Origin of the sequence: Reichenbachiella sp. 5M10 (genome assembly GCF_002742335.1) — a bacterium.
Lineage (GTDB): Bacteria > Bacteroidota > Bacteroidia > Cytophagales > Cyclobacteriaceae > Reichenbachiella.
In genome coordinates, this window is record NZ_MDGR01000007.1 from 3,542,902 (window position 1) to 3,569,257 (window position 26,356).

Below are 26,356 nucleotides of genomic sequence, written 5' to 3' on the forward strand. Positions count from 1 at the left end.
TTGCATTAAATTATCGGTTGATTAATTGTAAGCCCTAGCGCCCACCGTTCCCAACACATGAATCGATACTTTTACAAAGCTTCACTTTTTTTAGGTTTACTTTTTGGCTTGTCTTGCCAATCGCAAACAGAGTCTGTCCAAATAGCCTTCTTGGCTGATGTCCATCTGCATGATGTCTACGCTACATTGGACAGCACAGACTACCAAGGAGTCTGGAACCCAAAAAGCAAGCGTTTTGCCACGATACGAACGATGGGATCACAGCTTCATTCTACACGGATATTCAACGAAAACTACTTCGCATTCCTTGCAGCACTGGACGATATCGCCTCTCGGGGGATCCACTATGTCGTCATGCCTGGAGACTTCAGTGACGATGGACAACCGATGAACATCCGCGCACTACGCGATATACTCAACGAATACCGTACCCACCACGACATTACTTTCTTGCTTGCAACTGGCAATCATGACCCTGTACGTCCTTTCAATCTCCCCGCTGGCAAGAGAGATTTTTTGGGGACCAATGGACAAAACCAGGTTATCATGAGCAAATCAGGACTATATACTCCTACACGTAACGACGAACTTCCTGTTGTACTGACTCCTAGTGTCCAAAAATCGGGGTATCATGATATCCTCTCCCTCCTCGGAGAATTTGGATTCTACCCCAACAAAGACCATCTATACTGGTCGTGTCCCTTTGCGAATTATGACTATGAATCCTATACCTATGACCTAGCTCAAGAGCAATCAGCCCTCGAGCAGCGCCAATACGCAATCGCATCTCCGGGTTTTGTAGTGCCTGATGTGAGCTACGTCTGTGAACCAGTCGAAGGCGTGTGGTTCCTTTCCATCGATGCGAATGTTTACATCCCGAAACCTGCAGCTCACGACCCAGAGCAGCCTCAAAGTTACGGCAGTGCGAGTACGGGCTACAATCACGTCTTGAGTCACAAACGACACTTAATCACTTGGGTCAAAAAGATCGTGGAAGAAGCTAAACGTCTAGACAAAACTCTGATTCCCTTTAGCCACTACCCCATGGTCGACTTCTATGACGAGGCGACAGGAGAAATCAGGCAATTGTTTGGGCAAGACGGCATGCAACTCCATCGTATCCCCAGCGAAGAAGTCGCCCAGCTCTTTGCTAAAGCAGGGTTAACGGTCCATTTTGGGGGACACATGCACATCAACGACACGGGCATTCGTTTGATCGAGGAAAACTCCTTGGTCAACGTCCAAATCCCTTCTATCGCAGCGTATATCCCTGGGTACAAAATCGCGACCCTCCTCCCTGAGGGACAGTTGGAAATCGAGACCATCACCCTAGATACGGTACCTCGCTTCGACGAACTCTTTGCCCTCTACCAAATGGAGTACGATTATATGAAAGAACAAGGCAACTCACCGCTATGGGACCGTCAAATCCTAGAGGCCAAGAGCTATATCGAATACACCGAATGGCATCTCAAACAGCTCATTGCTTTCCGGTTTGTAAGAGACTGGCCAGAGGAGCTGAAAAACCAACTGCTCCAAAGTACAGGATTAGATCTACTCTATGCCAGCCAAGAGCATGTGGATTTTGACTCTGCGCTAAGCTCCCAGAGATACACAGCCACAGCCAGACAAAAGGTTGCTTCACTTTTGGCACAAGCTCAATCTAAGACAAGTGACTGGCAAGCCTGGACGGGATACGATTTGATACTTGACTTCTACCGACTCAGGAGTGCGGACGAATTGGCCTTTGCTCTGATTGGAGAAGAACGGCTGGCACAATACGAGCTGTTGTATCAAGCCTTTGATCCTGACTCATCCTCAATGCTCCATTCCCAAATCTATGATCTGCTCAAAATCACACACCATTTCACTCACGGAGCTCCTGCAGATCATTTCAAAATAAACCTCCGTACAGGGGCCTTGTCCCGCATCAACGATCGTACAAACTGAGGGCTCAGACAACCCATCCGTTCAAAATCTACTCGGTAACCAAAAAAAGTGCCACCCCTAGGGGTGGCACTTATAACCAAATTAAACAGAATATATCTGATCACAGACCTGCATCTAGTACCCTTCGTTTTGCACAAAATCCTTGTTGACATCAAGCTCTAACTGAGGAATGGCAAAGACTCTACGGTAAGGCTCAGAAACTGGCTTGGCAGTATATGCCTCCTCAAAAGTCCCAAAACGAATCATCTGTGATCGTCGCTCACCCTCCCAATAAAGTTCGTAACTAATCTCACGGTACAGTGTCTCTTCGTCCAAGGCCGTCAACGGCTTCCCGTAGTAAGTATTGCCATCGATATCAAGGCTCCATCGAGAAGTTCTCAATAGATTGATATCTGCAAGTGCACCGGTCACATCTCCTTTTCGGAATTTGGCCTCTGCTCGCATCGTGTACACTCCCCCTAGTCTAAACAGCGGAATATTCACTCCACCCGTTCCTCTTTCGTTTTCGGCATCATACTCTTGTTTGAACACACGCACACCACGATTGATTTGGTCTTGCGAAAAAGCTGCATCACCCTCTACATCAAAATCCAACTCTGGTGTAAAATCCATTAGTAAATCTGGGGTCTTCTCCGTATAAAGCGCCTGAACCAGTACACGCGATGGATCTGCAGGATCCATCTGGAATGCCCCATCTGCAATCACTGGCGCATACTGCTGCCCAGACTGAAAGCCTCTGTTGAAATGAAAGGTGCCATCATAGGGTAAGCTAACATCCGTGCCATCGTTGCGGTAGACTTCTCCTCCGTTGAGCAGCGTATGTTTGTGGAACCTTGGATCGTCCCGATTGGCATCCCATGTCGCAAAGTAATCAGGCGTAGTACAGGAAGCATTCGATCCACGATTGTTGTCTGGATTGGCTTTTTGGTTTCGCCCCATCGACAAGTACGTGAAATCATTCTGTCCTGTATTCCCTCCTGTGTTGCTCTGAATATACGCCAAGATATGCTCTTGGTTGTTGTTATTGCTCACATCAAAAATCTCAAAATAGTCTGGTTCCAAAGAGAATACCCCAGACTGAATGAGTCTATCCGTATAATCAATCACTTGATCCATATACCCACTACTGACAAAATCAAAGGCAGCACTCTCGTTGTAGCGATCCTCATACACCGCCCGATTGAGATAAATCTTGGCAAGCAAAGCATAGGCTCCTTCCTTGGTCATACGACCAGAGTCCGTCCCTCGCGACCCATGCTCTGCCAATTCGGGTACAGCCTCCTCTAGCATAGCGATGCAGATATCGATCGCTTCGGTACTCGTCAAAATCTCAGGTACCGCGCTGTAGTCCAAATCCAATGGATCACGGTATGGCACCTGGCCATACAGGTCGACGATGTAGTAGGTATACAATACCCATAGTGCTTTGGCTTCTGCCAAATAAAGACTCGCATCCGGATCTTGACTATCCTTCAACACATCGATGGTACTCGCCGCTTGAGCGACTGCTTGGTTGAGTCGGCTCCATACCCCCTCAGGCACTACGCTGGATGCGCCCCATCCAAACTCATGGAGTTCCTTCCACTTGCCACCGTCTCTCCAGTCTTCACCCCTGACAGGAAGTAGTGCCTCATCCGTGCTAAACTCCTGCAAGGCCCATACCCCACCATAATCTGCGAATATTCCTTCTTGCTTGGCATAGGTAGCCGACAAAAGAGATGCTTCGATCCCCTCGACCGTTTCTATATCCTCTGGTATGATCTCATCAATCACGATCTCATCTAGGTCTGTACACCCCATGGATCCTATCAGTATCAGCAGTGCTACGAGAGCACTAGGCTTCAATATATCTTTGTAGTTCATCTTGTTTTTAGAATTTTATGGTTGCACCTATCATATAACTTCTTGAGCTTGGATAGCTGGCATAGTCTATCCCTAGAGAAGAATTCCCTCCCACGTTTTTGGACGTATTGACGGTGGGGTCATAGCCCGAATAATCGGTAATTGTCACGAGATTTTGACCTGTAGCGTAAAGCGTCAGGTTCTTCAACCATTTGATATTGGCCGTATTGAAATGATAGGCAAGGCGGACATTGTTGAGACGAACGAAATCCGAATTTTCCAAATAATAGTCCGACACACGCAAAGCGTCATTGACTGACTGACCAGATGCCAACTCATCCTCTGTCACGTTTTTGCTCGACAAGAAATTGGACATATGATCTGTCGCCAACTTCGTATTGTTGAACAAGTAAGCCCCCGTCTGCCCAATGATAGACATGGACAGGTCTATGTTTCGGTATCTAAACATGGTATTGATACCATAAGTAAAGGTCGGCAGAGCACTCTCTGTGATTTTCTTTTCGTCCGAATACTGAGAGATACCGTTTTCATCAAATCCCAGGTGCTCGTACAGATTGTAAGATCCCGCAGCATAGCCATTTTTATAGATGTTGACGGTCTCACCTGACACGCCTGATCCAGACACATTGCCTGACAGGATCTCCGTGACGGGTAGATTCTTGACTTCATTTTTTAGTGTAGCGCCGTTTACGTCCAGCGTCCAAGTGATATTATCGCTATTGATGATACGACTTCCCAAAGAAAACTCTACTCCTTGATTGACAATTTTGCCTTCCATATTGGTCCAAACACTGGAGAAGTTGGGCTGTATCGCAGGCAACAACAGAATTGCATCGGTTGTCTCTTTGTTGTAATAATCGATACTACCGTAGAGCCCTCCTTGGAACAAATCAAAATCAAACCCAACATCAAATTGTGTCACCACTTCCCATTTCAAATCAGGGTTGGCCGTACGTGTATAGGTCACTCCATTGACCAGCTCTCCATCCTCTCCATTGAGGTAGTAGCCATTGCTAGATGTAGTAGAGTAGGTCTCTTGTGTCACCTTGTTGGGCACCTCTTGGTTACCTGTCTGCCCCCAACTTGAGCGTAGTTTCAAAGTACTGATCACGCTAGATTGTGCTAAGAATCCCTCATCGGAGATATTCCAGCCTGCCGCAAAAGAAGGAAAGTAACCATACTTGTTGTTTTCCCCAAAACGAGTCGACCCGTCTGCTCTCATCGATGCAGTGACGAGGTATTTCCCTTTGTAGGTATAATTGAATCGGCCGAAATACGACTGCAGCTCGTTGATCTCTGCAAAACCCGTCGTCTCTATCGCTTCTTGATTGCCTGCCACGCTTGGATTGTTGGCTGGATCTACACTATTGTCATCCAATTCTCTCAATCCAAACATGGTACCCGAGCGCTCAAACTTCTGATACGAAAATCCTCCCAAAAGATCCAACTTAGAATCTCCCATGACCTTGCTGAACGTCAAATAATGCTCCAACAAGTGATTGTAATTCTCATAATTCTGCTGGTAATACGCTCCAGTGGTTTCGATCTCTGTAGTGTTTGGATAAAACGTCGTATTTCTCTCTGAAAAAGATCGATCGATACCATAGTTGAACTGATACTCCAGCCCATCCACAATTCTAAAGTTCACTTCGAGATTCCCCAATACCCGCAAAGTACGCGTCTCATCGTCGTAGAAATCCAACATATAAAGCGGGTTGTAGCTCCCTTCGGTATCAAAATCAAACAACTCTCCATCCGCATCATACACTGGCCTGGTCGGGTTAGCCTTGAGCATGTGGGTAATCAGCTCTCCCGTCGCGCCAGCATTTTCGCTGGTGGGTACGGAATGGTCCGTTGTCTGTGAGGCTGTCAAATTCAATTTGACCTTGAGGCGCTGTTGATCAAAAAAGGACTCCATCACATTGATACGCCCAGAGAGGCGCTCAAAATCACTTCCAGTGATCACTCCTTCCTGGTCCATTTGACTGATAGATGCATAGTAATTGCCCGAATCCGTCCCCTTCGAAAACGACAGGCTATTGCTCGTCGTGAGTGCATTTCTAAACACCTCATCCTGCCAATCTGTGGACACGTTGGGATCATACACTTGATCAGGATTGTTGGCGGCATATGTCTTCGCATCCAGCAAATCCAATTTTTTGGCTACTTGAGAAACTCCTACATAGCTATCCAAGGTTAGGGTTCCTTCATCCTTTCTACCCTTTTTGGTCGTGATAATAATCACACCGTTGGACCCACGGGCACCATAGATCGCTGCGGCCGATGCATCCTTGAGCACGCTGATAGATGCTATGTCAGATGGATTGAGAAAATTGAGTGGATTTTTGGCCCGAGAGCCCCCAATTCCACTATCGGGACCTCCTGGACTCACGTCTGCATTGCTCAGCGGAACACCATCCACCACAAATAGTGGTGAATTGCCACTACGAATCGATCCCGCTCCACGTATCATTACGTCCACACCAGCACCAGGCTCTCCACTCGAACTGATCACACGTACCCCTGCAGCTTTCCCCTGGAGGAGGAGCTCAGGCGAGGTATTGATTCCTTGTCGGAAATGGTCACTGTCGACTTTGGTCAGCGAACCCGTCACATCCGCTTTGGAAGTAGTGCCGTACCCTATCACTACCACTTCTTGCAAGCTCTGCAAGCTAGGAAATAGTTGCACGACCATGTTGGCGCTAGATGCAGTCTCCTCTGAGTCATAGCCGATGAACGATACCGTCACCCGAGCTCCTGCCTCTGACAGCTCGATCGTAAATTCGCCGTTGACGTTGGTCACTACTCCATTGGTAGTCCCTACCTCGATCACATTGGCACCAGGAAGTGGCATATTGTTTTCATCCACAACACGCCCTTTGACTTCCTCGACGGGCCCAAATTCGGGGGCTTGATTTTTTCGAACCAACACCATTTGATCCAACACCGTGTAGCTGAACCCCGCCTCCTCCGACAATAGATCCAAGGCTTCTCTAAGCTGCTTGTTTTTGTAGGCTACAGTATACGCTGACTGATCCGAAATAATATGCTCTCCGTAGCTAAACTTGTACTCCGTCTGCTCACTCAACTGCGCAAATATTTGCACGAGGCTAGCATTCTTGATTTCTAAATTGATTTGAGGAAAATCTCCTTTGGCCCAAGTCGGCCATGCAGCAGCCATCGCCATCAATAGGATTACGAGGCACGCCGTTGTTTTTGATTTATAAAAAATTATATTTGAATACATTATTTAAGTATTTGTTTTTACAATGCTTTGATTTGATACCGTAGTTGTTGGCGCAACTGCGGTTTTTTTGCTATTATTCTATCGTGATTTTTTCTCCATGCATTTCTATTTTGAGATTATTGGTTATATAGTTCAATTGTACAATGACCTGATCTAGCGTTGCTCCCTCAGGGATATGCAGCGTCACCTGCGTATCGAGTACTTCACGGTGAGCTACTTGTGATTTCACCCCAAACTTATACTCAAGCACCGCGAGCACTTCTTCTAAACTCACCTTGGTGAGGGCTAGGTCACGTTCAAACCACTGTGTGAGGACGGGGCTAGATATAGGCCTCATATCCAGATGTTGGGTAGATTTCGCAAAATAAGCTTCCTGATTGGGCAGCAGATTGACCGCTGCGGTAGCAGATGCCACACGCACCTTTCCAGTGCGAACACTGACCCTGTAGTGCTCTTGTTCCATCTCAATATTGAATGAAGTACCCAGCACCGTCGTCTCTATCGCTCCAGAGCGAATCACAAAAGGCTTGTCTGGATTTTTGGTCACATCAAAGAAAGCATTGCCTCTCTTCAAGGTAATCGCTCTGCTAGTCTCATTGTAATCCGATGTATAGCTCAGTGTAGAATGTGCCCCTAGGTAGATCATCGACCCGTCTACCATCTGAACCGAATCCATCGCCGCGCCTGTCGACAGCAAATATGTATGAGACATCCATGGGCGACTTACAAGTAACCCCAGTCCAAGCACCAGCAAGACACTCGCAGCTATCGATATGCGATACCGTGATAGATACAGTGGTCGTACCTTACTCTCTTCATGATCGATGGTCGTGTGGATTTGCCTCCATATCTTTTGGCTTACCTCCTCTTTTCCTCCTAGAACCTGATCATCCCATTCATCTCCCCCTCGACGGCTTGTCGCAAAATCGTCCAATAGGTTTTCTTCTTCTCGGGTCGTCTTTTGGCGGAGATACTTGTCCACGAGTACAGCCAATATGTGAGTCCTCTTCTTCATCTTCAATTACTTGTTCGTAGGAGAGTACCCAAGCACTAGGGATCGTACTATCGCGCCGTGTTACGAATAGATCAAGGAATCGTTACCAAAAGAAGAGCCCTAGCAAGAGTAGCATGAGGTCATTGAGATCGAGACGAAGCTGCTTCAAGGCAGATGTCAATTGATTCTTAACAGTCTGTTTGGAAATCTTCATTTCGACGGCAATCTGCTCGATACTCAGGTCGTGCAGTTTGTTCATCAGAAATATCTCCTTGCGTTTTTCAGGCAACTGGTTGATGAAGGTAAAAATAGACTGAGACAATTCTGAATCTGCAGCTGATATGGGATTCTCTACCACGAACTCTTCGAACTGGCTCTCGAGTACTTCTCTAGAAAACTTCTGATTTCGGTAGTGTTTGAACACTTGGTACTTGACCGCTTGAAACAAATAGGTATCCAAAGCAGTGATCTCAAGATGGTCCAATTTGTGCCATAGTCCAACAAATACATCTTGGATGATGTTTTGGGCAAGCTCACGATCTGCTGACATTCTGAAAGCATAGAGATACAACTGCTCCCAGTACTTCCGATAGATCGTGTCAAAAGCACGTCTACCGTCCTTTTTCAATAAATCCAGAAGTTCGGCATCACTCGGGTAGCTCATGGCTAGGGTATCACTGTTGCATTGATTTTCCCTAGCAAGTTATCCTCACTATGCTTCTATTCATTTAAGACAAAATTATTTTATTATGAATTCGATACGTCACTGTATCAGTGGCTAGAACTGGTCGTAATACGCTTGGAGCCGTTGGTCCTTTTCCTCTGCTTTGATCTCATCAAGCATCTGATCAACCCCTTCGACATCCGACATGAGCAGTAGCCCCTGAAAGGCCGACAGCCTGGCGATGTAGCTGGCATGCTCACGGGCTATGTCATTGTATATCTTGACGGCCTCTGCTTTGCGTGCTTCTGGTGCATCGACCAATTTTTCGGCATAGCTCTGCAGCAGATAGTACAAGGCCTCCTCATCAATGTGACCAAATTTACCGACGTACCAATCGTAGGAAGCATCGTCGGTTTGCAGATTGTAATACTCCGACATAGCCAAAAGGATGTTGATGTTGTCTTCGGCCGAAAATGCTTTCAACTGGGCAGAAGTCAGCGTTTCTCCGTTTTCGACCCAACTCGCCAGTGCCACACTCTGCACCAGATAAGACGGGTCATCAAGTGACTGTTGGATCTTGTCTCGGTGCTCCTCGAAATCATCCTCTGCCAAATAACGCAACGCATAGCTTCTCACCTTCGAGGATTCATTTTGACTCGCCTCATCGATGAGTTCTGCATATTTTTTGGGCTTGACCTCATGGGCAATCATATAATCGAGTGCGCTCTGCTGAATCGCATAAAACGGGTCTTGCAACGCAGCAGTCAGAATCGATTGCTGGATTTTTTTATCCTTGATCAGAAACAGCGCCTCTACAGCCTCCTGCCGGCTTTGGTAACTCTTCGAATGTTTCATCTGAAAAGCATACTCTTCGGCAGACTTAGCGTGAGTGACCTCTGCCAGCAATTGTCGCTCGCTATCAAAGACTACCAAATCTGGTTCTACTGGCAAATAAAACTGATAGCTCTCCACCTCATCTTCAAGGATCACTGGGTAGTTTTGACTCTTGCCCTCTGACCATATATCTATGAACAAAGGCAATTTATATATAGGACTCTCTTCTCCTTGCACTTGCTGCACGGTCAATGTCAACGTGTCCTGCTCGTACAGTTGACTCACAATGATCTCTGGATGCCCTTCGAAAAAGAACCACTGGTCAAAGAACCAATTGAGGTCCTCGCCACATACCTTTTCGAATGCAACACGCAAATCCGCTATTTCTACAGACTCCAGCGCGTGGGTGGTCAAGTACTCCTTGATCCCAAGAAAAAAGGCATCATCCCCAAGGTAGTTTCTCAACATATGAATCACTGCTGCCCCTTTGTTGTAGGAATGACTATCAAACATATCCTCTTGGTCCTCATAGTAGTAGCGTATCAATTCTTTTGGCTCATCGCTTGCCTCCTCAAAATAAACCTCTCGGTCACTGAGCAAGTTGTAGTCTGCTTCATCGAGACCATATTTATGTTCGTTCCACAGATACTCCGCATAGCTGGCAAACCCTTCGTTGAGCGTCAGATTGGACCAGGACTCACAGGTCACATAGTCTCCAAACCACTGATGCGACAGTTCATGAGAGATATAATCATCCCAGTTGTAATCCAATAGTTCCTTTTTGTGTACCTGTGCTCGCTCCATAAATACCGAAGCGGTGGTATTCTCCATCGCACCAGAGACAAAGTCCCGTACGATGATCTGATCATATTTGGGCCAAGGATAATCCACCCCAAATAGCTGAGAAAACAATTCTATCATTTCGGGTGTATGCCCAAATATCGCCTGAGCGTCTTCGGCATAATCCTTCTCCACATGATAGGCCAGTGGCATCTCCCTCCACTGATCCCGAATCACTGCGTACTCACCCACAGCCATCATAAACAGATAGGGTGCATGAGGGATCTCCAAGCGCCAGGTATCGGTACGCGTCCCATCCCCGTGATCTTGCTGATCAATCATCAATCCATTGGACAAAGTATTGTATTTGTTTTGAACCGTGATGGCGATCTGTTGCGTACAGCGCTCATTCGGTGCATCAATCGTCGGAAACCAAATCGAACTAGCTTCCGTCTCCCCTTGTGTCCAAATCTGCTGTGGTTTGTTGGGGTCGGTCCCGTCCGCATTGATGAAGTAAAGCCCCTTGTCAGAAGTGATCGCTTCACTGCCACCCGCTTCCCATTCGTTGGGTTTGGCGATGTATTCGATAGCCAACATCAACGTATCTGTACGCTCATACACACGTCCAAGCAACACATGAAGCTCAGCATCATCGTACTCATAAGTTAGCGCTCTGGATTGTCCATCTGCCCCACGCAAAACGACCGATTTGATCTCCATGGCTTTAGCGTCAAGCGTCACATCCTCCTGGGCATAAAAATACGGCCTGAGCTCTAGGACTGCCAGACCAATGAGCTCCTGCCTCTCCCAATCGAAGGATACCTGCAAGTCGGTATGAAGCAAATCAAAATAGCGAGTTTCCGAAGCACGATATTGCATCCAAGCCGAATACTCATACCCAGACGAATCCTCCTGAGCCCAAAGTGGAGTGATCATGAGAGACACCAAAACCATACAAACTAGAGACGTCAATGTGCGCATACTTGTCAAGATTGGGCTGTGATCAGCCGTGAAAAATAATACTGGAGACGAATTTATAATATAATACTTGATCCACATGACTGTTGACAAAAGATAAAATCGAACTCGTCGACGCAGACCGTTGCAAGATAAGATCAAAGTCCACCCCTCTTTGCCCAATAATTACTATTTTCGCCAGTCTAATTATTATACATTCATGATTGATTACAACAGACTTAACAACATAACCGGCTGGATCATCTTCTTGATCGCCACCACCGTTTATGCTTTGACCGTAGAGCCGACTGCCAGTTTTTGGGATTGCGGAGAGTTCATAGCTGTATCCTACAAACTCGAAGTACCTCACCCACCAGGAGCGCCACTCTTTCTGCTTTTGGGTCGCTTATTCTCATTCTTTGCAGGTGGGGATGTCGAAAAAGTAGCCTACTGGATCAACATGCTCAGTGTATTGAGCAGTGGTTTCACGATTTTATTTCTGTTTTGGTCAATCACGCATATTGCCAAAAAACTAGTCCCCACAGAAGCCAACCTCACCAACTATTTGTTGATCATCGGCAGTGGAGTCATCGGCGCACTCGCCTATACCTTTTCCGACTCCTTTTGGTTTTCGGCAGTAGAGGCAGAGGTGTATGCGATGTCTTCGTTCTTTACTGCATTTGTCGTGTGGGCGATGCTTAAGTGGGAAAACATCCAAGATCCTTCGGACGAAAACCGTTGGATCATCTTGATTGCATTTGTCGTTGGCCTATCTATAGGTGTCCACTTGCTCAACCTCGTCACCATCCCTGCACTGGGATTGATCTATTATTTCAAAAAAAGAAACAAAGTCAGCACCAAAGGAATAATAGTCACACTTGCCGCCAGTGGTGCCATAGTCATAATCATCATGAGTGGTGTGATTCCTGGTCTCCCGAGTATGGCCAGTGTCCTAGAAATATTCTTTGTCAACAACCTCGGTCTCCCATTTGGTTCGGGGATCATCTTCTTTGTGGTCGTCTGTTTAGGAGGATTGATTTACGGAATCTACTACTCTGTACAAAACAACAAAGTCACCATGAACACCATCTTGGTGTCCTTTGCATTCATATTGATCGGCTACTCTTCGTATTCGATCGTATTGATTCGCTCCAACTACAATCCTCCCATTGACGAAAACAACCCAGAGGATGTATTGAGCTACGTCTCTTACCTCAAGCGCGAGCAATACGGTAGTCGTCCGCTCCTACATGGACAGTACTTCACCGCCGAACTGATCGGTCAGGACAAAGGAGCCGCCGTGTACAAAAAAGGAAAGGAAAAATACGAAATCTCGGACTACAAACTAGAGTACAGATACGATCCAAAGCAAACTACGATCCTTCCTAGGACCTACAGTGCGCAACCAGGACACATCCAAAAATACCGCGAAGTAATGGGGTTAAAGAAAGGTGAAAAACCGAGTTTCTCTGACAACATCTACTTCATGCTTCGCCATCAGATTGGCACCATGTATTTCCGCTACTTCATGTGGAATTTCGCCGGTAGAGCCTCCGATATCCAAGGAGCAAGTTGGCTCAGCATACCCGAAGCTCTCGCTGACGTACCATCCATGCTCGACGAAAACAAAGGCCGCAACAAGTTCTTCATGATCCCGCTATTGTTAGGAATCATTGGCTTGTTCTTTCAGTACTACAAAGACCCAAGAAACTTTGCCTTCGTCGCAATGCTCTTCTTTTTGACTGGAGTCGCCATCGTGCTCTATCTCAACTCCCCACCGACCGAGCCACGAGAAAGAGACTACATCTATGCTGGATCATATTACGCTTTTGCGTTTTGGATAGGGCTAGCTGTGATTCCGATTTTCAGAGGACTCCGCAAACTCGTCAAAGCAGGCAACGTCGCAGCGATCTTGTCTATCGTACTTTGTTTGTCCGCTCCAGCCATCATGGCATCCGAGGGGTGGGATGATCACGATAGATCTGACCGATACTTCTCCGTAGATTCGGCAAAAAATTTCTTGGCCTCTTGTGAGGAAAATGCCATCATCTTTACCGGTGGAGACAACGATACCTTCCCTCTTTGGTATGTACAAGAGGTCGAAGGCTTCCGTACAGACGTACGAGTCATCGTACTTAGCTACTTCAACACGGACTGGTACATCGCCCAAATGATGCGAGATGCTTACGAGTCCAAGCCTCTCCCGTTTGGATTGAGTCTAGAAAGATACGCACAGGGTGGCCTCAATGATTACCTCCCGTTGGTCGAAAGACAAAACATCAAAGGAGGAGTCATGAATGCCAAGCAGTTCATCAAACTCATCAACGAAGAGCATCCTGCACTACAGGTCCCTACCTCAATCAGCAAGTACAACTCAGTACCCGCCAAAAACTTCTATCTAGACGTAGACACGGCACGTGTACAAACCCAAGGTATCATCCCTGAGAAGTACGAAAAAATGCTCGTGGACAAAATGACCTGGAGCATGAAAGGAAACGGATTGGAGAAAAAAGACCTTGCGATCCTTGATCTCATCGTCAACAACAACTGGGAACGTCCAATCTATTTCAACAACACCTCCGCATCAAGTGTCAACTTCAACATCAAAAAATATATGATGCAAGAAGGGAATGCGTTTCGATTGCTACCGATAGCCAACCCAGCAGGCAATGAGATGATGGTCGATACCGACAAGATGTTCGACAATTTGATGAACAACTTCCACTGGAGAGAACTCGACAACCCTGACGTGTACTACTCAGAAGATTACCGAAACTTCGTACTCAACCATCGTGCGACATTCAATACACTCATCGACGCATTGCTCCTCGAAGGAGATACGGAGCGAGCCAAAGAGGCCGTCTTCAAATGCCTCGAGGTGATGCCTGATGATGCCATTCGATTTGACCACTTCAGTGTACAGCAAGTCAACTATCTGATGATCCTCAACGAGGAAGAAAGAGCCACCAAAATGGCAGAAAAAATCGGAACACGCGCAGACGAAACCCTCGCATACATGTTTGAAGAAGGTATCAATGACCGCTTCGAATTGCAGAAAAACCTAATCTCACTGAGCGAACTAGCGAGGACCTTCAGGGCCGCAGACAACAACGAGCTCGCTCAGAAGTACGAAACACTCTTTCGCAACTACTACGGCATGGTGCAGCAGTAACATCCTAGAGAGTACACATTTCCCGCAAAGACAAAAGAAAAGCCCAAGCAACTGCTCGGGCTTTTCTTTTACTTATTCAACCGTAAATTATATTTGCGAACTTATTATTTTTTCAAAAACTTGTGAGCTTGCTTGAATTGGCTCAATTCGTCCTCTATGATGAGGAAGTAATACCCTGAAGAAAAGGTCCTCAAATCAATCTTGAATCGATCCTTGGCTATTTTCTCTGCCTCGACGGTCACCGTATTGCCTATCACGCTGTGCAACTGAAATGATACATCTCTCAATGTGGAGTTCTTGATGTTAATGATGACAAATTCGACCGAAGGATTGGGATAGATGTCTATTTGATTGTCAAGCTGAAGCACTGGCTCTTGATAGAGCCCCGTTTCCGAATTAGAAGCATATACGGGCGCAGAGTCAGTGGATTGTCCTCGTGATACAAAGACAACACTGCTCAATATGAGACCCAATATGACTCCTTTTGTTTTCATATTTGTTACGCTCTAGAAACACTGCTGCAAAAACAACGAGAATAATCTCGATATGGTTTAAATGAATATAATAATTTAATTTTAAAGTTGCTCTATTTTGAGATCATAATGGAACAGCACCTGTCAAAAAACAGATCAAATCCCCATTTCTAGGTAGGCACCAGGGATACAATCCACGAGATCCGAAGCAATCAAACTTTGTTCGTTCCATTGGTGAGCATAGAGATCTCCAGCCAAACCGTGGAGATAGCATGCCATCAGTGCCGCTTCCAATCCACTGTACTTCTGCGCCATCAGGGAAGTAACCATTCCCGTCAGTACATCTCCACTACCGCCAGTCGCCATACCTGGATTCCCTGTTGAATTGAAGAAGAGCTGTCCCGATGGGTTTGCCACAGCGGTATGTGCTCCCTTGAGCAAGACATTCACTTCATAGCGCTCCGCAAATTCAACCAGCAGCTGCAACTTGTGGATATCACTGTCCCACTCCCCCACCAGACGTCTAAACTCCCCTGGATGGGGAGTCAAAACACTACCCTTGGGCAAGTACTCCAACCAAGTAGGATGCTGACTCAGTATATTCAAGGCATCTGCATCCAGAACCAACGGCACTTTGCTGGACCCTATCAGTAGTTTCAGACAATCGGCAGTCTGCTGTTCCGTACCGATACCAGGCCCCACTCCTACGACATCAAAGCCCTCCAAATCAATAAACCCTTCGATCCAATCTCCAGCCGTAGGCCTTACCATTGCTTCTGGCACACTTGTCTGCATGATATTCACACCACATCGGGGCAGACACATCGTCAGGAGTCCTACCCCTGTGCGTAGACAAGCCCCAGCAGCCAATACCGCTGCCCCCATCATTCCATAACTCCCTGCTACAATCATGGCGCGACCTGCATCTCCCTTGTGGGCAAACTTCTTGCGAGGCTGAAACATCGACCGGACGAAAGGTTGAGTCATCAAGTAATAGGTGGACGGAATGGTAGCAATAAACTTTGCATCCAGTCCGATATCCACGACTTCCAAATGTCCGACATGCGGATCATTCTCTGGGAGTAACTGCATCAGCTTGGGAGACTGAAAAGTAATCGTATGTCTCACCAGCATCACGCTTCCCTCATCGTAGCATTGATCACATCCCAATCCCGAGGCGATATCAACCGCTACAACGTGTGCAGCATTCTCATTTATTGCTTCGATACATGCAGCATACATCCCCTCAATGGGTCTTGACAAACCTGATCCAAACAGAGCGTCCACTATGATTTCTCCCTCTGCTATTGGGGGAAGATCCATTTTTCGTCGTATGCAAATGGGATCTAACATGCCTTTCAATCTTTGTAGATTGAGTAGAAAATCGGGCGTTCCTTGGTCCTCCTCACCAAGCAGGCACACTTCTACACCATACCCTGCATCTAGCAACAGTCGAGCGATAGCCAAGCCGTCCCCTCCATTGTTTCCCCTCCCACAAAACACCCTGACAGGTTCGTCCATCGTATAGTGCTCGCGAAAAGCGTGTACAAAACAAGTGGCGGCTCGTTCCATTAGATCCACAGATGCAATCGGCTCATGAGCGATCGTATGCTGGTCTGTTTGGTGGATTTGTGCGGCATTGAGAATTTTGAGGCAAAGATTGATGTTCATGCAGTTATGATTTTAAAACGACCAATTTAATGAATAAAGAGACTTAGGTGATTGCCCTAATATTAAGAAAAACTACCCCGCTGGTTAAACATGATCTTGGGCAAGTCTCATCGTACCCTACAGTCTCTAGAACTCTCTCTCCATCAGTCAATTGATAAACTTAGAGGAGGAGTACCCGTCCAACTACGCCATTCTACAGGTTCTGACACTCCCACAAGTCTACTTATTGCAATGCAGGAAAAACACGTAACACACTGACAAACAACACGTAATAAAATATCCATTCTACGTTCGTCCACCAATCCACTACTACGAATAGCTTCTTTATTCGCTTCGAGAGACATTTGATTCACAATGCCTGAGGTTTGACCGGTTGGCTATTTGATTGATTATGAAAGCATGAGAGAGTGAATCTACAAACCGACAAGGCTTCACTTAAAACTAATTACTATGAAAAAAAACAAAACGAACCTCAACTGGAAGACGGCTACCGTCATGGCCTTACTCGGTCTGGCGGTCATGTATCCTAGCACCCGTCTCTACGCGCAGTACATTCACACGAATGGCACACAGATCGTAGACGAAAACGGAAACGACATCTACTTCACCGGCATGAATCTCGGCAACTGGCTGCTCTGGGAAGGTTACCTCATGATGGGTGATTTCAATTACCGAACACACACGCAGTTTTTCAATTCCGTCAAGGATGCCTTCGGTGGTGATCTCAATCAAGCCATTGAATTTGAGCACCAGTGGCGCATGAACTACGTCACCGAGCAGGCCATCGCAGATCTCAAAGTCCTTGGATTCAACTCGGTACGTGTGCCCTTTCACTACAACCTCTTTTGGGACTACAACAGCAACGCACCCTCAGACCGAGGTTTTGCATACATCGATCGCTTAGTCAACTTTTGCCGTGCACATGACATGTACATCCTACTCGACATGCACGCTGCTCCCGGCTACCAAAATCCCGGCGACCACTCGGACAATGTCAACTCCAACGCCAGCCAACCGCGCGAGACGGTGACCTTCTGGGATGGAAACAATGTCAACATCGCAGCTGATGTATGGCGTCACATTGCGGACTACTATCAAAACGAACCCGTCATCTGGGGCTATGACTTGATCAACGAGCCCGTCCCCCAGCCTGGTCGTGAGTTCGAACTGATGGCCTCCATGATCACCATGCGAAATGCCATCCGCCAAGTAGACAACAACCACATCATCGTGGCAGAAGGCAGCTGGTGGGGCTCGGACATGCAAAAACTAGACTGGATGGATCCCGAAACACAAAACCAAAGTGGCATCAACTACCGCTGGGACAACAACCTCGTCTACCAGACACACCACTACTCCCATGACGTCTCGGCACTCAACGGCCGACTCGCCATCTGCAACAAACTCAATGTCCCCATGATACTGGGGGAATACGGTGAAAGTGACAACAACAACTTGCGAAACATGACCGATTGGTGCATCAACAACGACGTGGACTACTTCCCATGGTCATTCAAAAAAATGTCGCACGACAAAACGCTCTGGACCATTCATCCCAACGACCCATACAATGACCTCAAAAACTTCATCAACAGCGGAGGCAATCCACCTGCCAATATCTACAACGATATGATTGCCTTTTGTCAAAACAACATCGCCAACGGAGCGCCAGGGCTCACTTGGGATCAAGGCTGGTATGATGCCGTCAAAAACGACAGCAGCGCACCACCCGCTCCCACTTGTGCAGATGTCAATGCCTCCCAAATCCCAGGGGTGATAGAAGCAGAAAGCTACTGTAGCATGAGTGGCCTCCAAATGGAGGCCAGTGCAGAAGGAGGACAAAATCTAGGATTCGCTGATCCAGGGGACTGGGCAGACTACCGCATCCATGTGCCCAGCGCTGGCAACTATACAATCCTATTTAGAGTAGCCTCAGGAGACAGTGGGTCCAAAAGCATCGAACTACAAGCGGGTAACAGCACTGCCACAGCGACCTTCACCGCGACAGGAGGATGGCAGACTTATACGACAACTACTGCCTCCCTATACTTGGGTGCCGGGACTCAGACCATCCGTCTCTATTTTCCCGACTCAGGGGTCAATATCAACTGGATCGAAGTGAGCACAGGTACGGTAGCCGTGCTATCTAATATACAGGTCTCACCGAGTAACAGTACGCTCCTGATAGGAGACAGCCAGCAGTTCACCGCTACGGGGCTTGACCAAAACGGCAACCCGATGAGCATCTCACCAACTTGGTCAGGCACCAATGCCATTGGGCTCTTCAACGCGACGAGCACGGGCAGCTATACAGTCACCGCCTCACAAAACGGTGTATCAGGTAGTGCCACAGTGACCGTCAACCCAAACAACACAGCCGTGAATCTACCCGGAACGGTACAGGCCGAAAGCTATAGCGCCATGAGCGGCATCCAAACAGAAGCATGCTCCGAAGGAGGAGAAAACATCGGCTATGTAGACGCAGGAGATTGGGCAGACTACTCCGTCAATGTCACGAGTGCGGGTAGCTATCAGGTGCAATTCAGAGTAGCGGCAGATGGTAGTGACAGCAAAAGCATACAGCTGCAAGCCGGAGGTACTACCGCCACGGCCAATTTCAGCGCCACAGGCGGATGGCAAAACTGGACGACAGTCTCTACCACCATTTCGCTGAGTGCGGGAAGTCAGACGGTGCGCCTCTATTTCCCGGTATCGGGACTCAATGTCAACTACGTGGCATTCTCCCCTGACGGAGGTACGACAGACCCTGACCCCAACCCGACAGCACTGCTGATCCAAGCGGAAGACTACTTCGAAATGTATGGTCTACAAACTGAAAACACCTCTGACACCAACGGTGGACAAAACGTCGGCTGGATCGATGGAGGCGACTGGGCAGGCTACAATGTCAACGTCCCAGCGACGGGTACCTATACCGTCAGCTACCGTGTCGCTTCGCAAAATGGTGGTGGACAGATCCAACTCGAAGGGTTCGGCGGAGGAGCAGTCTACGGTACGATGAATGTCAACGCCACAGGTGGATGGCAAACGTGGACGACAGTCTCTCATAGTGTACAGCTCACAGCTGGGCAACAGCAGTTGGCCTTGGCCTTCCCTTCGGGTGGATTCAACCTCAACTGGTTCGAAATCGCAAGTGTATCGGGGGCAAGAACAGCCAATACAGGAGCAGATATACTGAGCCAATCGAGCCTCACCTGCTATCCTAACCCGACCTCTGATCAGTTGACACTACAGGGATTGACGGCTGATGACTCACACCTGAGCATCTACAGTCTGGATGGACGCATGCAGCTGGATCAGTCGCTCTCAGGAGCCTCCGAACTCCGTGTCAATGTGTCGGCACTGAATCCAGGCGTATTTGTGCTGCGCATCCAAGGAGCTACCGGAGTACGCAGCATCCAGTTCGTCAAAAGATAGTAATCCTGAAGTAAACCCTCCATACCACATGGCATCTGGGGTTAATCATTCTTAGTTTAGAAGCCCCCAAGAGATTGGGGGCTTTTTTGATATAACCTCCGCAAAAACAGTCTTGCCAGATATCCTGACCTCACACACGGCAGCTTTGCCCCCAACCGTTAGATACAAAATCTCCCTGCTATGCATAAGTAGACAATCGAATCATTACTATTTTTCACAAAAAAAAGTATCTTGACGACAATTCAACAGTTATCGAAAGAACAATAAAAGACTTATTAACTATGTACAAAATTGAACAAAAGGATTTTGGGTACTATCTCACGTTTAGTGGTTTTATCAAAAAAGAAGAAATGGAAGAGTGGTACAAAGAATCTCTAGCCTTGCTAGAAAAAGCCCCTGCTCATTTCGGTGTGTTTGCAGACCTAAGAGACATGAAACCTCTCCCTGCAGAAAGCCAGAGCGTCATGGAAGAAGGCCAAAAGAACTACAAACAAAAAGGAATGGTGAGATCGGTCGTCATCCTGAACAGTGCGATCCCTACCATGCAGTTCAAAAGAATCGCTAAAAACACCGGTATCGATGCTTGGGAAAGGTATATCGATGCGTCTAGTGACAAGGACTGGGAGATAACTGGTATCAACTGGATCAAAGACGAGATCGACCCTGATGCAAAATAATTCATTAAAGAGTCAGCATATTGCCATTATAGGAGCTGGCGTGTCGGGTATTTCGGCAGCAAGAGTTTGGCAAAAATGCGGCTATTCAGTCACAATATATGAGGCCTCCGATCAGATCGGGGGCCAATGGAACATGACCTACCCAGGTGTCCGGTTGCAAAACACCGCCCCGCAATACCAGTTCTCCGATTTCCCCTGGCCATTTACTCCTGATCGTCACCCGACTGGGGAGCAAGTCTTGAAATACATGCATGCTGCGGTTGCAGCATATGGTATTGAAGTCAAGCTCAACCACAAAGTGACCCAAATGGTCAAGCAGGATATCGGTTGGCAATTGACTTTTGAAAACGGAATGCAAGGGGATTTTGCCTATGTCATGATAGCGACAGGCCAATACCCTGGAGGAGACAAAAAGCATAAGCCTCGTTTTGAAAATATCGATTCATACCGAGGAGAGGTCGTCACCAACATCAATTCCAAAGAAGTCTTCAAGGACAAGCATGTGGCCGTCGTAGGATTTGGCAAGACAGCTCTGGATTTTGCGGCATGGAGCGGCGCAGTAGCCCAAAGCACGCAGCACATCTTTAGGACACCAAGGTGGACCATCCCGGATCATTTATTAGGGATTGACTACACTCGGCCTTTTTTCTCTCGCTTTGGCAGTGACATGATGCCGTCTTGGTGCCATAGCTCCTTGATCCAAAACTTGCTGCACAAGAAACTGACCTTTGTGGTCAAGTCTTTTTGGGGCTTTATAGCTACGCTCTTTCAGTATCAGCACCGAAAAGATGCAAAGTTAGGCACACTTGACCCAAGCGTATTGGACTTGGTTTTCCCTCCCAAATCACAGTTTGTTCCGGATTTGAGAAGTGCCTCGGCAGTAGCTCCGAATCACTACTATGAATACGTCGCACACCAGCGCATCATCCCTTACCGAGGGGAGGTTGCTTCATTTTTTGAACATGGACTCATCTTATCCGATGGTCAAAAAATAGAAGCTGACATGGTATGTATCTGTTGCGGCAATGAGGCACCTACCTACGGTTTCTTACCCGAAACGTACGCACAGTACCTCCGAGTACATGGAGGGCCGTCACTCTATCGCCATCAGATAGACCCTCGGATTCCTGATCTGGGATTTGCGGGGTACAATCACGGGTTTATGCACATCGCACTCTGTGAGATGGGTACGCTATGGCAAATAGCCGCACATCAAAAAGACCTCCAGTTGCCTTCAGAGACAGAAATGCTCGCCTCTGCTCAGCGCGTTTCCCAGTGGAAGATAGCGCACTCCTCCTATGAATCTACATTCAACATCGCTGTGAGCACGAGGTATCAGCAACATCTAGATATTCTGCTTCAAGACTTGGGCATCTCTCAATGGAGAAAGCTCCCCAATGTACCTGCCGAAATATTCGCGCGCTACGACCCTACCGACTACAAAGGAGTCGTAGAAGAGTATTTGGCAAAAAGTGCAAAGAGAAAAGCCAAAGGCCAAGTCAAACATGTCATGCCAGTCGATGCTTAGTGTGTCGATAGTCTCTCTATCGTCCTCGCAGATAAGAAGCCATAGATAGCACATACGCTCTGCTATCTATGGCTGATTCATCATCATTCCCTGTTAGAAGTGGGTCGAGACCTTATGTGGTACGCTTCCTAAGGCCATTTGAGTATTGAGATCCTCCTCACCTCCCCTACCAAGAAATGTGCACCGAGTCCAATAATCTACAATCCTGTATGGATAATATCCAAACGCACACAAAGAATATACAAATTGGTATAGAGAAAGTACAAATTGGATTAAATAAATTGACTTTTCATATAGATAAAGTGCAAATTGACATAAATAAAATACAAATCAGTATATAGAAATTACAATTCTATGTAAATAAAATGCAAATCATGACAAGACATGGGGTTCATGAAGAAGAGGTGGCGGGTAGCTATTTTTTTGCAGGTTCATTATACTAGAGTCATGCGGTTACTCGCATCGATAATACTAAACTAAATGAGCGCGCTTTTGCAACAGCGCGCTAGAAAGTAGCATAGTGTATAAAATAATCAACCTACCGTAAGTGAGATGTAATTGATTATAGAAACTCATTACTTTAGATTTGAACAAAAAAATGATACTAAATACACAACATTTCTCAGGAAGGATTGAAGAAATTAACCACATTCTTTGGAAGAAAAAATTTGATATTTATGCATTCCAAAGAATGGCTTTCAAAAAATTTGAAAAAGAAAAAATTCAATGGCACTACACATCAACTTTTCTAAACTTCCCACTAGAAATAGAAAATTCATCTAATAACATTGGGATTTCAATATTTGCTACAGAGCTTCTTGACCTTTATTATGACTGTGTTGAAGGTAATAGAAGCTTGTCTTCTCAAAAAAGCAAAGAATTATTCGAGAAACGAAAAACCTTTATCCCTGATGATAACATCGAAACAATAGAGTTTTTTATTGACGCTTTTTTCACATCATTAGTTTACAACTATCAGACCTTTCTAGCCAATACTATGGCACAACACTATTTTGTTGGAATAAATGATGAGGTAAAAATTTTACTAAACATATTAAAGAGATATAAAAGTGTACTACTAGATAAAGCAAAGCAAATAGATGTCTTTTGGAGTATTAAGCTCAATAAAGAAATATCTGATCATATAATAGAAATGTTAATTGACTTTATTGAACAAAGGCTGAACTTACTAACCATATCAAGTGACCATACCCCTTTTGAAAGTAAAATAAATCATATAGAAAATGATATTTTCAAAATTGAATGGAATGGATCTCAACAAGAACTTTGTGAGCTTATTTTAGAGTTAGAAAATAAAGAATGGATTTCAAACATAAAGAATGGAGACCGAAGAAAAGTAGCTAATTCAATAACAAATATTTTTGACTTAACTCAAACTAAAAAAAACACAAAGTCAGACCCGAGCAACTCATTTTATCAATTGTTAAAAGGAGAGCATGATAAGAATCAAAGAACCTTTCCTTTCCTAGAAAAAGAAACTTACGAAAAAAAATTCAACAAAATAGTAAACAGAAAAACAAGCTAAAATCATAAAGAGCTCAGAAAAGTTCAACACTGCGGGACGCTTTTGAAATGCTCAAACCTTGCTCACCAAAGTACTCTACACTACAAGCCTGCTAGATGGGAACAATTGAGCCCTTGCTGGAGCATAAAAAATTGAATACAGGTTCGTGGTGATTTGGAGCTACAAAATCATATACCGTCTATCAGCAAATCAAATCATCGTATCTAGGGTCTTTCATACATCCAGAAGCCCTAAAAAAACTCAGCACCCCGATTACTTGAAGTAATCGGGGTGCTGAGCCTACCTATCCACTTCACCCATGACGATATCAATGGAGCCAATGATGGCGACCAAGTCAGCGATCATGTGTCCACGTGTGATATCTGCCAGTACGGAGAGATTGGAGAAGCTACAAGCTCTGGCCTTGCAGCGCACAGGGATGTCGGATCGACCGTCTGTACGGAAGAAAAAGCCCAGTTCTCCTTTTGGGTTTTCGGCACGGACGTAGAAGTCCTGCGCTTTGGGTCTGATCTTCTTGGGTACTGCTGCTCTCGGGTCAAAATCTTTGGTGCGCTTGTGTGCTTTGGTGAGCTGCTCTAGGCTCTGCTCGATGATCTTGACAGATTCTTTGACCTCCTGTACTCTGACGAAGGTTCGGTCCCAACAGTCTCCCACTTGTCCCATGGCTCCTGTACCTACGGGAATATCAAAGTCTAGCTCCGGATAGACCGAGTAGCCGTCGACACGACGCAAGTCGTACTTCAATCCCGAACCACGTAGTACGGGGCCTGTTGCCCCATAGCTAATGGCTAGGTTGCGAGGCAATACGCCGACGTTGGCTGTACGCTCTACGAATATCTTGTTGTTGATGAGGACATCATCCAATTCTTTGAGTTTGGGTTTCAGGTAACTGATGAACTCGATGCATTTCTCCTCGAACCCTACAGGTAGATCGTAAAACAAGCCCCCTACCCAGATGTAGTTGTAGAGCATACGTGCTCCACTGATCCACTCCAGCATACGCAGGATGTGCTCCCGATCACGCATCACCCACAAGAAGGGGGTAAACGCTCCAATATCCAGTCCATAAGTACCTATCGCCACAAAATGCGATGCGATGCGATTGAGCTCCGCGACCAGTACACGGATGTACTCTACCCGCTTTGGGATGTCGTTTTCTATGCCGAGCATTCGCTCCGCTCCCATCACAAAGGCATGTTCTGAGTTCATCGCAGCGACATAGTCCATGCGGTCTACGAAGGGTAGCCCTTGGTTGAAAGGTACCGACTCAGTGTGCTTCTCAAAGCATCGGTGCAGGTAGCCCATGTGCGGCACCACATCCACGACGATCTCTCCATCGGTGACGACCTCCAGTCGCAATACACCATGTGTAGAGGGGTGCTGTGGCCCGATGTTGATGATCATCTCCTCACGAGTCAGGTCTGCCTCGGTGTATTTGTTGGGAGCAGACTCGTTGAGGTTTTCTGGACGATATTTGTATTCTATGGCTTGGCTCATGATGGATCCTCCTCCTCTCTGATGGTTTTCATGCCGCGGTATTCTTCGGGCTCTACATAGTCTTTGCGCATGGGGTGTCCCTGCCAGTCTCCTGGCATCAGGATTCTCCTCAAGTCGGGGTGCCCGACGAATTGTACCCCGAATAGATCATAGGCCTCCCTTTCGTGCCAATCGGCTGTTTTCCAGAGCTCGGTCATTGAGTCTATTTCTGGTTTTTCTCTATCAAGGGTCACTTTGAGCATGAGGGATTGCTCCAGTGGGATCGAGTACAGGTTGTAGACGACCTCCATGGTATTGATCTCTGGCCCATTGTCAATGGCTGTGAGGCAAGAGAGCATATCGAAATACGACTGGTCATTGTCACGGAGATAGAGACACACATCCTTGATGTAACCTGGCGCAATGAGCAGTGCCTTGGGCGTTGCATTTTCGTCCACACCGATCACGGCTGCTTCGCCGATACGATCCTGTACAAGGGTTTTGAATTCAGCTATTTCCATTAGTCTAGATTTTCTACGATTTCGCGCAGGCCTTCTGGCTCTCTCAAGGTTTCATTTTCTATTTTCTCTCGGAGCTTCAATATCCCTCCGATCAGTGCCTCGGGTCTTGGAGGACATCCAGGCACGTAGACATCTACTGGGATGATTTTGTCGACTCCTTTGACGACATGGTAGCCATGCTCCCAGTAGGGACCTCCACAGTTGGAGCAAGAGCCCATCGAGATCACATAGCGTGGTTCGGCCATTTGCTCGTAGAGTCGTCTGACTCGGTCGGCCATCTTGTAGGTCACCGTACCTGCTACGATCATCACATCGGACTGTCTAGGACTGGCACGTGGGATCACGCCGTAGCGATCCAAGTCATAGCCCGATGCATAGGCACCCATCATCTCGATCGCACAACAAGCCAAACCAAAGCCCATAGGCCAGATACTGGACAGTCGTGCCCAATTGGTGATATCTTCGAGGCTGCTGATGACTACCCCGCCGTTGTTGAATTTTTGATCGAGTAAACCTTTCATTTCTTTTTTAGATATTAGATGCTAGATGTTAGACTTTGGGAATA

General features: G+C 46.7%; 16 protein-coding genes. 6 read left to right on the top strand and 10 right to left on the bottom strand.

Annotation, left to right across the window (positions count from 1 at the left end; translation table 11 throughout):
• Positions 1 to 150 precede the first annotated feature (150 nt).
• A complete protein-coding gene (locus BFP72_RS14195) occupies positions 151 to 1,950 on the top strand; it encodes a metallophosphoesterase (protein WP_221406526.1) in 1,800 nt (599 codons plus the stop codon).
• 114 nt (positions 1,951 to 2,064) lie between these two features.
• Here the strand turns inward: BFP72_RS14195 and BFP72_RS14200 are convergent, their stop codons facing one another.
• The 5 genes from BFP72_RS14200 to BFP72_RS14220 all read right to left on the bottom strand — a co-directional run bounded on the left by BFP72_RS14200 (position 2,065) and on the right by BFP72_RS14220 (position 11,313).
• A complete protein-coding gene (locus tag BFP72_RS14200) occupies positions 2,065 to 3,813 on the bottom strand; it encodes a RagB/SusD family nutrient uptake outer membrane protein (protein ID WP_099599762.1) in 1,749 nt (582 codons plus the stop codon).
• 7 nt (positions 3,814 to 3,820) lie between these two features.
• Entirely contained in the window at positions 3,821 to 7,060 is a 3,240-nt protein-coding gene (locus BFP72_RS14205; RefSeq protein WP_099599763.1) for a SusC/RagA family TonB-linked outer membrane protein, read from the bottom strand.
• A 73-nt stretch (positions 7,061 to 7,133) separates the two neighbouring features.
• A complete protein-coding gene (locus tag BFP72_RS14210; RefSeq protein WP_099599764.1) occupies positions 7,134 to 8,075 on the bottom strand; it encodes a FecR family protein in 942 nt (313 codons plus the stop codon).
• An 82-nt stretch (positions 8,076 to 8,157) separates the two neighbouring features.
• On the bottom strand, positions 8,158 to 8,718 hold the full coding sequence (locus BFP72_RS14215) for an RNA polymerase sigma factor (RefSeq protein ID WP_099599765.1): 561 nt from the start codon (positions 8,716 to 8,718) through the stop codon (positions 8,158 to 8,160).
• A 114-nt stretch (positions 8,719 to 8,832) separates the two neighbouring features.
• The gene (locus BFP72_RS14220) at positions 8,833 to 11,313 is read right to left on the bottom strand and encodes a M1 family metallopeptidase (protein WP_158233418.1); all 2,481 of its coding nucleotides are present in this window, start codon (positions 11,311 to 11,313) and stop codon (positions 8,833 to 8,835) included.
• A 196-nt stretch (positions 11,314 to 11,509) separates the two neighbouring features.
• Here BFP72_RS14220 and BFP72_RS14225 point away from each other — a divergent pair, with 196 nt between their 5' ends.
• A complete protein-coding gene (locus BFP72_RS14225) occupies positions 11,510 to 14,461 on the top strand; it encodes a DUF2723 domain-containing protein (RefSeq protein ID WP_099599767.1) in 2,952 nt (983 codons plus the stop codon).
• A gap of 104 nt (positions 14,462 to 14,565) precedes the next feature.
• On the opposite strand, the gene BFP72_RS14230 is transcribed toward BFP72_RS14225, so the two are convergent.
• Positions 14,566 to 14,955, bottom strand: coding sequence for a T9SS type A sorting domain-containing protein (locus BFP72_RS14230; protein WP_099599768.1), 390 nt, complete (start codon positions 14,953 to 14,955; stop codon positions 14,566 to 14,568).
• A gap of 135 nt (positions 14,956 to 15,090) precedes the next feature.
• Positions 15,091 to 16,605, bottom strand: a complete 1,515-nt coding sequence (locus BFP72_RS14235) for an NAD(P)H-hydrate dehydratase (RefSeq protein WP_099599769.1) — start codon at positions 16,603 to 16,605, stop codon at positions 15,091 to 15,093.
• A gap of 450 nt (positions 16,606 to 17,055) precedes the next feature.
• On the opposite strand from BFP72_RS14235, the gene BFP72_RS14240 reads away from it, so the two are divergent.
• The 4 genes from BFP72_RS14240 to BFP72_RS14255 all read left to right on the top strand — a co-directional run bounded on the left by BFP72_RS14240 (position 17,056) and on the right by BFP72_RS14255 (position 23,794).
• A complete protein-coding gene (locus BFP72_RS14240; protein ID WP_099599770.1) occupies positions 17,056 to 20,043 on the top strand; it encodes a carbohydrate-binding protein in 2,988 nt (995 codons plus the stop codon).
• A gap of 281 nt (positions 20,044 to 20,324) precedes the next feature.
• Positions 20,325 to 20,720 (top strand): hypothetical protein, encoded by a 396-nt coding sequence (locus tag BFP72_RS14245; protein ID WP_099599771.1) that lies wholly within the window; start codon positions 20,325 to 20,327, stop codon positions 20,718 to 20,720.
• Positions 20,710 to 22,248 (top strand): NAD(P)/FAD-dependent oxidoreductase, encoded by a 1,539-nt coding sequence (locus BFP72_RS14250; RefSeq protein ID WP_099599772.1) that lies wholly within the window; start codon positions 20,710 to 20,712, stop codon positions 22,246 to 22,248. The genes BFP72_RS14245 and BFP72_RS14250 overlap by 11 nt, the downstream gene beginning before the upstream one ends.
• A gap of 598 nt (positions 22,249 to 22,846) precedes the next feature.
• Positions 22,847 to 23,794, top strand: a complete 948-nt coding sequence (locus BFP72_RS14255; protein ID WP_099599773.1) for a hypothetical protein — start codon at positions 22,847 to 22,849, stop codon at positions 23,792 to 23,794.
• Between the two features lie 279 nt (positions 23,795 to 24,073).
• Here BFP72_RS14255 and BFP72_RS14260 read toward each other — a convergent pair whose 3' ends face one another.
• Genes BFP72_RS14260 through nuoB form a run of 3 tightly spaced genes read right to left on the bottom strand, consistent with a single transcriptional unit; the run spans position 24,074 to position 26,312 of the window.
• On the bottom strand, positions 24,074 to 25,291 hold the full coding sequence (locus tag BFP72_RS14260; RefSeq protein WP_099599774.1) for an NADH-quinone oxidoreductase subunit D: 1,218 nt from the start codon (positions 25,289 to 25,291) through the stop codon (positions 24,074 to 24,076).
• Complete coding sequence (locus tag BFP72_RS14265; protein ID WP_099599775.1) at positions 25,288 to 25,791, bottom strand: NADH-quinone oxidoreductase subunit C; 504 nt, start codon at positions 25,789 to 25,791, stop codon at positions 25,288 to 25,290. Before BFP72_RS14265 ends, BFP72_RS14260 begins: the two co-directional genes overlap by 4 nt.
• A complete protein-coding gene (gene nuoB, locus BFP72_RS14270) occupies positions 25,791 to 26,312 on the bottom strand; it encodes an NADH-quinone oxidoreductase subunit NuoB (protein WP_099599776.1) in 522 nt (173 codons plus the stop codon). Before nuoB ends, BFP72_RS14265 begins: the two co-directional genes overlap by 1 nt.
• Positions 26,313 to 26,356: the final 44 nt, after the last annotated feature.